The sequence below is a fragment of the Streptomyces sp. NPDC127092 genome, from assembly GCF_042722475.1.
Classification (GTDB): domain Bacteria; phylum Actinomycetota; class Actinomycetes; order Streptomycetales; family Streptomycetaceae; genus Streptomyces.
The window spans coordinates 81,934-91,564 of record NZ_JBHXFE010000014.1; the positions used below are offsets into that span (position 1 = coordinate 81,934).

General features: G+C 72.8%; 11 protein-coding genes and 1 riboswitch. Of the genes, 7 read left to right on the forward strand and 4 right to left on the reverse strand.

Annotated elements, in window-relative coordinates; all coding sequences use genetic code 11:
* Window positions 1-175: 175 nt before the first annotated feature.
* The gene (locus tag ACFWJO_RS14300; protein WP_384420757.1) at window positions 176-550 is read right to left on the reverse strand and encodes an Rv2175c family DNA-binding protein; all 375 of its coding nucleotides are present in this window, start codon (window positions 548-550) and stop codon (window positions 176-178) included.
* A gap of 43 nt (window positions 551-593) precedes the next feature.
* On the reverse strand, window positions 594-1,883 hold the full coding sequence (locus ACFWJO_RS14305; RefSeq protein WP_386865004.1) for an NAD(P)/FAD-dependent oxidoreductase: 1,290 nt from the start codon (window positions 1,881-1,883) through the stop codon (window positions 594-596).
* A gap of 83 nt (window positions 1,884-1,966) precedes the next feature.
* Window positions 1,967-2,079: riboswitch (TPP riboswitch) on the forward strand.
* Between ACFWJO_RS14305 and thiO the strand changes: the two genes are divergently transcribed.
* The 6 genes from thiO (at window position 2,077) to ACFWJO_RS14335 (ending at window position 7,800) form a co-directional block, all read left to right on the forward strand.
* Window positions 2,077-3,243 (forward strand): glycine oxidase ThiO, encoded by a 1,167-nt coding sequence (gene thiO / locus ACFWJO_RS14310; RefSeq protein WP_386865005.1) that lies wholly within the window; start codon window positions 2,077-2,079, stop codon window positions 3,241-3,243. Its footprint overlaps the riboswitch before it by 3 nt.
* Window positions 3,240-3,452 carry a sulfur carrier protein ThiS gene (gene thiS, locus ACFWJO_RS14315; RefSeq protein WP_384420762.1) on the forward strand — a complete coding sequence of 71 codons (213 nt, stop codon included), beginning with the start codon at window positions 3,240-3,242 and terminating at the stop codon, window positions 3,450-3,452. The genes thiO and thiS overlap by 4 nt, the downstream gene beginning before the upstream one ends.
* A 5-nt stretch (window positions 3,453-3,457) precedes the next feature.
* The gene (locus tag ACFWJO_RS14320; RefSeq protein WP_386865006.1) at window positions 3,458-4,252 is read left to right on the forward strand and encodes a thiazole synthase; all 795 of its coding nucleotides are present in this window, start codon (window positions 3,458-3,460) and stop codon (window positions 4,250-4,252) included.
* A gap of 122 nt (window positions 4,253-4,374) precedes the next feature.
* Window positions 4,375-6,288, forward strand: a complete 1,914-nt coding sequence (gene pknB / locus ACFWJO_RS14325; RefSeq protein WP_386865007.1) for a Stk1 family PASTA domain-containing Ser/Thr kinase — start codon at window positions 4,375-4,377, stop codon at window positions 6,286-6,288.
* 6 nt (window positions 6,289-6,294) lie between these two features.
* Window positions 6,295-7,146 (forward strand): deoxyribonuclease IV, encoded by an 852-nt coding sequence (locus ACFWJO_RS14330; protein WP_386865008.1) that lies wholly within the window; start codon window positions 6,295-6,297, stop codon window positions 7,144-7,146.
* Window positions 7,147-7,224: 78 nt separating this feature from the next.
* Window positions 7,225-7,800: a DUF4396 domain-containing protein gene (locus tag ACFWJO_RS14335; RefSeq protein WP_386865009.1), complete on the forward strand. Its 576-nt coding sequence runs from the start codon at window positions 7,225-7,227 to the stop codon at window positions 7,798-7,800.
* A 33-nt stretch (window positions 7,801-7,833) separates the two neighbouring features.
* Here the strand turns inward: ACFWJO_RS14335 and ACFWJO_RS14340 are convergent, their stop codons facing one another.
* Window positions 7,834-8,475 (reverse strand): sulfite oxidase-like oxidoreductase, encoded by a 642-nt coding sequence (locus ACFWJO_RS14340; protein WP_386865010.1) that lies wholly within the window; start codon window positions 8,473-8,475, stop codon window positions 7,834-7,836.
* A 188-nt stretch (window positions 8,476-8,663) separates the two neighbouring features.
* Between ACFWJO_RS14340 and bfr the strand changes: the two genes are divergently transcribed.
* Complete coding sequence (bfr, locus tag ACFWJO_RS14345; protein ID WP_384420772.1) at window positions 8,664-9,140, forward strand: bacterioferritin; 477 nt, start codon at window positions 8,664-8,666, stop codon at window positions 9,138-9,140.
* Between the two features lie 39 nt (window positions 9,141-9,179).
* Here bfr and ACFWJO_RS14350 read toward each other — a convergent pair whose 3' ends face one another.
* Window positions 9,180-9,452 carry a bacterioferritin-associated ferredoxin gene (locus ACFWJO_RS14350; RefSeq protein WP_386865011.1) on the reverse strand — a complete coding sequence of 91 codons (273 nt, stop codon included), beginning with the start codon at window positions 9,450-9,452 and terminating at the stop codon, window positions 9,180-9,182.
* Window positions 9,453-9,631: the final 179 nt, after the last annotated feature.

Sequence of the window (9,631 nt, forward strand, 5' to 3'; positions counted from 1 at the left end):
GGGGGGAAGGGGGGGGGGGGGGGGGGGGAAGGGTGGGGGGGGGGGGGGGGGTGTGTTTCCCCCCTGGGGGGGGGTTTCGGTTGCGGGCCCCCGGGGGAGCTTCGCCCCCCCCCGCGGCACCGCTGGTGGTGTCTTCGGTGCGGCTCGGCGAGCGTACGTCGGACGGCGGCTGCCGTCAGACGGCGAGCGCCTGGGCGCGGCGCTTCACCTCCGTGCCGCGGTTCTCGCCGAGGGCCTGCGCGGGCGTGCCCGGCAGGGTCGGGTCCGGAGTGAAGAGCCACTCCAGCATCTCTTCGTCGCTGAAGCCGTCGTCCCTCAGGAGCGTCAGGGTGCCGGAGAGGCCCTTGACGACCTTGCCGTCCTGGATGAAGGCGGCCGGCACCTGGAGGATCTTCTCGCCGGGGCGCACTTCGCGGCGCACGGCGATGAGCTGGCCCTCCTTGACCAGCTGCCGCACGCGCGTCACCTCGACGTCGAGCATCTCGGCGATGTCGGGCAGGTAGAGCCAGGCGGGGACGAGAGCATCGATCTTTGCGTCAATCTCGGTCACGGGACAAGCCTGCCATCTTGGACTGACAGTCGGTAGTCGGGCCCTACCGGACTGCCGCCTTCAGAGGTACGGAGGGGTCGGCGGCCCGCGCCGGGTCGACGGGAGTGCCGTGCTCGATCAGCCTGCGGCCCTGGGCCAGGTCGCGCGGCCGGCCGACGGCGAGCAGGGCGACCGGGGTCTCGTCGCGCAGCCACAGGACCGTCCAGGTCTCGTCGGCCGGGTCGCCGCGCCACAGCAGGGTGTCGGCGGCGCCGTGGTGTCCGGCGTACTGGACGAAGCGGCCGAACTGCTCGGACCAGAAGTAGGGCACCGGGTCGTACGGCTCGGGTGCCTCGCCGACGATCCCGGCGGCGACGGTCCGGGGGCCCTGGAGGGCGTTGTCCCAGTGGTGGACGAGGAGCCGTTCGCCGTAACGGGCGGACGGGAAGGAGGCGCAGTCGCCGACGGCGTACACGTCGGGCAGCGAGGTGCGCAGGTGGTCGTCGGCGGTGAGCGCGCCGCTGGGGTCGAGGGCGGCGCCGGACCCTTCGAGCCAGCCGGTGGCGGGGCGGGCGCCGATGCCGACGACGACGGCGTCGGCGGGCAGTTCGAGGGTCTCGCCGGTGGCGCCGAAGTCGTCGGAGTCGGCGGTGAGGACGACCCGGCCCTTCTCGACGTGCTCCACGCGCGCGTGCAGCCGGAGTTCGGCGCCGCTCTCGGCGTACCAGGCGGCCATGGGCGCGGTGACCTCGGCCGGCAGCGCTCCGGCGAGCGGGCGGCCGGCGGCCTCGACGACGGTGACGGCGCAGCCGGCCTGCCGGGCGGCGGTGGTGAACTCGGCGCCGATCCAGCCGGCGCCGACGACGACGATGTCGTGGCGGCGCTCCAGGACGGGCCTGAGCCGGGCGGCGTCGTCGAGGGTGCGCAGCAGGTGGACGCCGGGGACGCCTTCGGAGCCGGGCAGGGTGAGCGGGTGGGCGCCGGTGGCGACGACGAGGACGTCGTAGGGGACGGGGCCGGCCTCGGTGTCGACCTCGTGGTCGGCGGCGCGCAGGCCGGTGACCTCGACGCCGAGGCGGAGGTCGACGTCGAGGGCGGCGAAGTCGACGTCGAAGGCGGAGCCCTCGGCGTTGCCGAGCAGCACCGCCTTGGACAGCGGGGGCCGGTCGTAGGGCTGGTGGGGTTCGGCGCCGACGAGGGTGACGGGGCCGGTGAAGCCCTGCTCGCGCAGGGCGACCGCGGTCTGGACGCCCGCCATCCCGGCGCCGGCGATCACGACGTGCCGTTCGGTCCGGTCGGGTGACCGCTGCTGCGACGGGTCCCCGGCCTGCTGCTGCTCGCTCTGCTCGCTCACCCGGCCACTCTATTCACCTGACGGGACGTCAGGAAGGGAGGGGTCCTGCGGCGGTCGGGTCCCGGCGGTTAGTCTGGCCGCCGTAAAGCACTCGCGGGAGCCCGGACGGACCGGGCTGAGAGGGAGGCTGGCCGGCCTCCGACCGTACGAACCTGATCCGGGTCATGCCGGCGAAGGGAGGGGCTGGACGCCCATGTCGCGTACACGCAGTACCTCGGACGTTCTCGTCGTCGGGGGCGGCATCATCGGCCTGGTCACGGCCTGGCGCGCCGCGCAGCGCGGGCTGCGCACCGCCGTGGCCGACCCCGAGCCGGGCGGCGGGGCCGCCCGGGTGGCGGCGGGCATGCTCGCCGCCGTCACCGAACTCCACTACGGCGAGGAGACCCTGCTCGGCCTCAACCTGGCCTCCGCCCGCCGTTATCCCGACTTCGTCGCCGAGCTCGCCGAGGCGACCGGCGGCATGGACGTCGGCTACCGCGCCTGCGGCACGCTCGCCGTCGCGCTCGACGCCGACGACCGGGCCCACCTGCGCGAACTCCACGCGCTGCAGACCCGCTGCGGGCTCGCGTCCGAGTGGCTGAGCGGCCGCGAGTGCCGCCGCCTGGAACCGATGCTGGCGCCGGGCGTGCGGGGCGGCCTGCGGGTGGACGGCGACCACCAGGTCGACCCGCGGCGGCTCGCCGACGCCCTCGTGGTGGCGTGCGAGCGGGCCGGGGTGGTCTTCCACCGCTCGCACGCGGAGCGGCTCACCGTGGCGGGCGACCGGGCGGCGGGCGCGGTGCTCGCGGACGGCACCGAGCCGGCCGCGGAGCAGGTGGTCCTCGCCGCCGGCAGCATGAGCGGGCGGCTCGCCGGCGTGCCGGAGAGGGTCCTGCCGCCCGTGCGGCCCGTGAAGGGGCAGGTGCTGCGGCTGCGGGTGCCGCCCGCGTACGCGCCGTTCCTGTCCCGGACGGTCCGGGCGGTCGTCCGCGGCAGCCACGTCTACCTCGTGCCGCGCGAGAACGGCGAGCTGGTCGTCGGCGCCACCAGCGAGGAGCTCGGCTGGGACACCACCGTCACCGCCGGCGGGGTGTACGAGCTGCTGCGCGACGCGCACGAGCTGGTCCCGGGCATCACCGAGCTGCCCCTCACCGAGACCCGCGCCGGGCTGCGGCCCGGCTCGCCCGACAACGCGCCGCTGCTCGGCCCCAGCGCCCTGCCCGGGCTGCACCTGGCCACCGGCCACTACCGCAACGGGGTGCTGCTCACCCCGGTCACCGGCGACGTCATGGCGGAGGCGCTGACCACCGGCACGCTGCCGGACGAGGCACGCCCCTTCACCGCCCGCCGCTTCTCCTCCGCCCACCTGGAGCACGCATGAACGCGCCCCTGTCCCTCTCCGTGAACGGGGAGTCCCGGGCCCTGGACGGCCCGCTCTCCCTCGACGCCCTCGTCGCCACCCTCACCACGGCCCCCTCCGGAGTGGCCGCCGCCGTGAACGAGACCGTGGTCCCGCGCAGCCAGTGGGCCGCGACCCTGCTCGGCGACGGCGACCGGGTCGAGGTCCTGACCGCGGTGCAGGGAGGCTGAGCGCGATGTCCGACGACGTGTTCCTGATGGGCGGTACGGAGTTCTCGTCCCGGCTGATCATGGGTACGGGCGGGGCGCCCAGCCTCGAGGTCCTGGAGCGCTCGCTCGTCGCGAGCGGCACGGAGCTGACGACGGTCGCGATGCGCCGTCTCGACCCGACGGTCCGGGGCTCGGTCCTGTCGGTCCTGGAGCGGCTCGGCATCCAGGTGCTGCCGAACACGGCGGGCTGCTTCACGGCCGGCGAGGCCGTGCTCACCGCCCGGCTCGCGCGGGAGGCGCTGGGCACCGACTGGATCAAGCTGGAGGTCATCGCCGACGAGCGGACCCTGCTGCCGGACGGCGAGGAGCTGCTCGCCGCCGCCGAGACGCTCGTGGACGACGGTTTCGTCGTGCTGCCGTACACCAACGACGACCCGGTCCTCGCGCGGAAGCTGGAGGACGTCGGCTGCGCGGCGATCATGCCGCTGGGCTCGCCGATCGGCTCCGGCCTCGGCATCCGCAACCCGCACAACTTCGAGCTGATCGTGGACCGGGCGGGCGTTCCGGTGATCCTCGACGCGGGGGCGGGGACGGCATCGGACGCGGCGCAGGCCATGGAGCTGGGCTGCGCGGCGGTGATGCTGGCGTCCGCGGTCACGCGCGCGCAGGAGCCCGTCCTGATGGCCGAGGCGATGCGCCACGCGGTCGAGGCGGGCCGCCTGGCCCACCGCGCGGGCCGCATCCCGCGCCGCCACTTCGCCGAACCGTCCTCCCCGCACGCCGGCCGCGCCCACCTGGACCCGGAGCGCCCCGCCTTCTAGGACCGACCGGTACGGGCCTGGTCCCGCCCCGGCTCCCCCGCGCCCGGCCCCCTCGTCACAGCTGCGCTGCAGTACGGGCGCGGGGGCCGGGGCGGGTCCGGGGCCCTCGTAGACTCGACGCCGTGGACACGACCCTTCAGGACCCCCTCGTCGGGCGGCTGCTCGACGGCCGCTACCGCGTCGACGCGCGTGTCGCCGTCGGCGGGATGGCCACGGTCTACCGGGCCGTGGACACCCGGCTCGACCGGGTGCTCGCGCTCAAGGTGATGCATCCGGACCTCGCCACGGACGCCGCGTTCGTGGAGCGGTTCATGCGCGAGGCCAAGTCCGTCGCGCGCCTCTCGCACCCCAACGTCGTCGGCGTCTTCGACCAGGGCGCGGACGGCGCGTACGTCTACCTCGCGATGGAGTACGTCGCCGGCTGCACCCTCCGCGACGTCCTGCGCGAGCGCGGAGCCCTCCGGCCGCGGGCCGCGCTCGACGTCCTGGAGCCGGTGCTCGCCGCGCTCGGCGCCGCGCACCGGGCCGGGTTCGTGCACCGGGACATGAAGCCGGAGAACGTCCTGATAGGGGACGACGGCCGGGTGAAGGTCGCCGACTTCGGGCTGGTCCGGGCCGTGGGCTCGAACACCGACACCACCGGCTCGGTCCTCGGCACCGTCTCGTACCTTGCGCCGGAGCAGATCGAGCACGGCACCGCCGACACCCGTGCCGACGTGTACGCGTGCGGTGTGGTCCTGTACGAGATGCTGACCGGCGGCAAGCCGCACTCCGGCGACACCCCGGCCCAGGTGCTCTACCAGCACCTGAACACCGACGTGCCCGCGCCCTCCGCCGCCGTCCCCGGCCTCGCCGTGGAGCTGGACGAGCTGGTGGCGAGCGCCACGGCGCGCAATCCCGACCTGCGGCCGTACGACGCGGTGGACCTGCTCGCCCGGACCCGGGAGGCCCGCGCCGCGCTCGGCGACGAGCAGCTCGACGCCGTGCCCCCGCAGGCCCGCGCCCAGGCGGAGCCGGAGGGCGGCGGCGCCGAGGACCGGACCTCCGTCATCCCGCGCGTCCAGCCGCTCCCGGTGGAGCACACCAGCGTGCTGCCGCCGGCCGCCGCCGAGGCGGCGACGGCGACGGCGGCGCCCGCTCCGAGGCGCCGCCCGCGCGGGCCGCTCCTCGTCGTCGCCGCCGTCCTGCTCGCCCTCGGCATCGGGACCGGCGTCTGGTACATCAACTCCGGCCAGTTCACGCGCGTCCCCGCCGTCCTCGGCCAGACCGAGGCGCAGGCCACGAAGCGCCTGGCGGACGCCGGGCTCGACGTGGGGACGACCGAGCGGGCGTTCAGCGACGTGTACGAGCGCGGCACCGTCATGGCCGTCGACCCGGCGCCCGGCGAGCGCATCCGCGGCAACGGCACGGTGACGCTCACGCTGTCCCGCGGCCCGCGGATCGTGAAGGTCCCGAACCTCAAGGGGACGCCGCTCGCCGAGGCCAGGAAGACCCTGGCCGAGGAGGGCCTGGCGACCGGCGTCATCACGTACGAGTTCAGCGACTCGGTCGCGCAGGGCGCCGTGATCGGCTCCGACCCCGAGCCGGGCACCGAGCGCAGCCCCGACTCGGCCGTCGCGCTCGTGGTCAGCAAGGGCACGCCGATCGACGTGCCCGCCGTCACCGGCGAGTCGGTCGAGGACGCCACCGCCACGCTCCAGGAAGCCGGTCTGAAGGTCGTCGTCGCGCCGGAGAAGATCAACTCGCCCGAGGAGGCCGGTTCCGTCGCCGCGCAGTCCCTCGCCGAGGGCAGCCGGGCGGCGAAGGGCGACACGGTCACGCTGACCGTCTCCAAGGGACCGAAGATGGTCGAGGTCCCGGACGTGGTCGGCATGTCGGCCGACGAGGCCCGCACCGAGCTGGAGGACGCCGGCTTCGAGGTGAAGGTCGAGAAGACCTTCCCGTTCCTCGGCGACACGGTCACGGGCCAGTCCGTCGAGGGCGGCTCCACGGCCGCCGAGGGCTCCACCATCGCCATCACGATCAAGGGACTGTAGGAACTCATGCGCAACCCCGTCGGCGGCCATGTCCCCGTGGCCGGCGGTCTCGCCACGGTCGGTCTCGGGTACGCCCGGGAGCTCGGCGCCGAGACGGTGCAGGTCTTCGTCGCCAACCCGCGCGGCTGGGCCACCCCGGCCGGCAACCCGGCCCAGGACGAGCTGTTCCGGGCCGGCTGCGCGGCCGAGGGCCTGTCGGCCTGGGTCCACGCCCCGTACCTGATCAACTTCGGCTCGCACACCGAGGCCACCGTGGAGAGGTCGGTGGACTCGCTGCGGCACTCACTGCGCCGCGCGCGGCAGATCGGCGCCCGGGGCGTGGTCGTGCACACCGGCTCGGCGACCGGGGGCCGGCCGCGCGCCGAGGCCCTGGCGCAGGTGCGGGAGCGGATGCTGCCGCTGCTCGACGAGCTGACGCACGAGGACGACCCGGACCTGCTCATCGAGTCGACGGCCGGGCAGGGCTTCTCGCTCTGCTCGACGGCGGAGGACTTCGGGCCGTACTTCGACGCCCTCGACCACCACCCGAAGCTGGGAATCTGCCTCGACACCTGTCACGTCTTCGCCGCGGGGCACGACCTGACCGGTCCCGACGGCGCGGCCCGCACGCTCGACGAGCTGGTGGGGGTGGTCGGCGAGGGCCGGCTGAAGCTGATCCACGCCAACGACTCCCAGGACGTCGTGGGGGCGCACAAGGACCGGCACGCCAACATCGGGGCCGGTCACATCGGCCAGGACGCGTTCCGGAACCTGCTGGGCCACCCCGCGACCGACGGCGTGCCGTTGGTCATCGAGACTCCCGGCGGACCGCAGGGGCACAAGGCGGACGTGGAGCTGCTGAAGAAGCTGCGGATCTGAATTCCCGTTGAGGAATACCCTAGGGGGGTATACGGTTCCTGAGTACGGAGGAACCGCTACCCGAACTTGGGGGCACTCATGCAGCACGAAGCGCACGCCCACCACGAGCAGCACCAGACCCACGAACACCACGCCGCTCACGAGGACCACGCCGCACACCAGCAGCACGCCACCCACGAGGGCCACGAGCAGCACCAGCACCACCACGGGCACGGCAAGGTGTCCTGGTCGACGGCCGCCCAGGCCACCCTCCACTGCCTCACCGGCTGCGCCATCGGCGAGGTGCTCGGCATGGTCATCGGCACCGCGTTCGGCTGGGGGAACCTGCCGACGATGGTGCTCGCGATCATCCTGGCGTTCTTCTTCGGTTACGCGCTCACCCTGCGCGGCATCCTGAAGGCCGGCGTCGACTTCAAGACCGCGTTCAAGGTCGCGCTCGCCGCCGACACGCTGTCCATCGCGGTCATGGAGATCATCGACAACGGCGTGATCGCCCTGTGGCCCGGCGCCATGGACGCCCACCTCTCCGAGCCGCTGTTCTGGATCGTGCTCGCCATCGCGCTGGCCGCCGCCTTCGTGATCACCACGCCGGTCAACAAGTGGATGATCGGCCGCGGCAAGGGCCACGCCGTCGTCCACCAGTACCACCACTGACGGCCGGTACCACCGCTGACGGCCGCGAGGACGTCAGAGCTCAGGGCCGTCGCCCGGCTCCTCCTGGTACGAGTAGCGCTGCTCCGTCCACGGGTCACCGATGTTGTGGTACCCGCGCTCCTCCCAGAAGCCACGCCGGTCGGCGGCCATGTACTCCACGCCCCGGACCCACTTGGGGCCCTTCCAGGCGTACAGGTGCGGCACCACGAGCCGCAGCGGGAAGCCGTGTTCGGCGGTGAGCAGTTCGCCGTCCTTGTGGGTGGCGAAGATGGTGCGCTCCGAGGCGAAGTCGGCGAGCCGCATGTTGGCGCTGTAGCCGTACTCCGCCCAGACCATGACGTGGGTGACGTTCGGCGCGGGCGGGGCGAGCTCCAGGAGCGTACGGGCGGGCACACCACCCCATTCGGCCCCGAGCATGCTGAATTTCGTCACGCAGTGCAGATCCGCCACGACGGTGGCGAAGGGCAGCGCCGAGAACTCCTCGTGGTTCCAGCAGCGCTTGTCGCCGTCGGCGGTCGCCCCGAAGACCCGGAACTCCCAGCGCTCCGGCTTGAACCGGGGAACGGGGCCGTAGTGGGTCACCGGCCAGCCGCGCTGGAGCCGCTGCCCCGGCGGCAGATCCGACGAAACCGCCACTCCTGTTTCCCGGCGTGCTCCGCCCTCCGGCTGACCCATGTCATCCATGGTGACAGACCGCGAGGGGTGGTCATGACCAGCCATGCCTCGACATCCCTGGGGATATTCTGACAATTAAGGCAACCCACAGTAAGCCTGTACTTACTGGACGCCACCCATTCGTGCTGCGAGGATGCGGCCATCCTGCCCAGTGGCGGCACCGACATGCGTGGAAGGATCCTGAAGCGATGCAGGGCGACCCCGAGGTCCTCGAGTTCCTCAACGAGCAGCTGACCGGCGAGCTGACGGCGATCAACCAGTACTGGCTGCACTACCGCATCCAGGACAACAAGGGCTGGACCAAGCTCGCCAAGTACACCCGCGAAGAGTCCATCGACGAGATGAAGCACGCGGACAAGCTGACCGAGCGCATCCTCATGCTCGACGGCCTGCCCAACTACCAGCGGCTCTTCCACGTCCGCGTGGGCCAGACGGTCAAGGAGATGTTCGAGGCCGACCGTCAGGTCGAGGTGGAGGCGATCGACCGGCTCAAGCGCGGGATCGAGGTCATGCGCGCCAAGGGCGACATCACCTCGGCGAACCTCTTCGAGGACATCCTGGCGGACGAGGAGCACCACATCGACTACCTCGACACGCAGCTGGAGCTGATCGAGCAGCTGGGAGAGGCGCTGTACTGCTCCACCCTCATCGAGCAGCCGAGCTGATCCCGGACGAGCGCCCGGAGCCGGCGCCCGAGAGGGGCTCTAGGCGGCTTCGCGCAGTTCCGTGATCCCGGCGGTCTCGGTCACCTCGGTGACCTCCGCCGTCAGCGCCGGCATGCCCTGGTCCACGAGCTCACGGCGCGGGCAGTTGCCGCGTCCGAGAATGGCCTGAATGCGTCGTACACACGATCCGCAGTCGGTGCCCGCCTTGCAGGCGGAGGCGATCTGGCGAGGAGTGCAGGCGCCGGCTTCCGCATGCTCCTTGACCTGCTTCTCCGTGACTGCGAAACATGAGCAGACGTACACGCGGTTCACCTCCCGCCGAGATCGATAAGGCTAACCTAACCTTACCCGGCGGTCCGGGGGCGCAAAAGTCCCCGATACGACAGTGGGGGGGGGGGGGGAGAGAGAGGGAGCCCCCCCCCCTTTGGGAGGAATCTCCCCCCCTCTTTTCCTCCCTTCCCCCCAAACACCCAAACCCACCACCCTCCCTC

Excerpts from the sequence above, each read along its gene's own strand:
- thiO (WP_386865005.1), top strand. The coding sequence starts at position 2,077 with ATGTCGCGTACACGCAGTACCTCGGACGTTCTCGTCGTCGGGGGCGGC.
- thiS (WP_384420762.1), top strand. The coding sequence starts at position 3,240 with ATGAACGCGCCCCTGTCCCTCTCCGTGAACGGGGAGTCCCGGGCCCTG.
- ACFWJO_RS14330 (WP_386865008.1), top strand. The coding sequence starts at position 6,295 with ATGCGCAACCCCGTCGGCGGCCATGTCCCCGTGGCCGGCGGTCTCGCC.
- bfr (WP_384420772.1), top strand. The coding sequence starts at position 8,664 with ATGCAGGGCGACCCCGAGGTCCTCGAGTTCCTCAACGAGCAGCTGACC.
- ACFWJO_RS14340 (WP_386865010.1), bottom strand. The coding sequence starts at position 8,475 with ATGGGTCAGCCGGAGGGCGGAGCACGCCGGGAAACAGGAGTGGCGGTT.
- ACFWJO_RS14320 (WP_386865006.1), top strand. The coding sequence starts at position 3,458 with ATGTCCGACGACGTGTTCCTGATGGGCGGTACGGAGTTCTCGTCCCGG.
- ACFWJO_RS14335 (WP_386865009.1), top strand. The coding sequence starts at position 7,225 with ATGCAGCACGAAGCGCACGCCCACCACGAGCAGCACCAGACCCACGAA.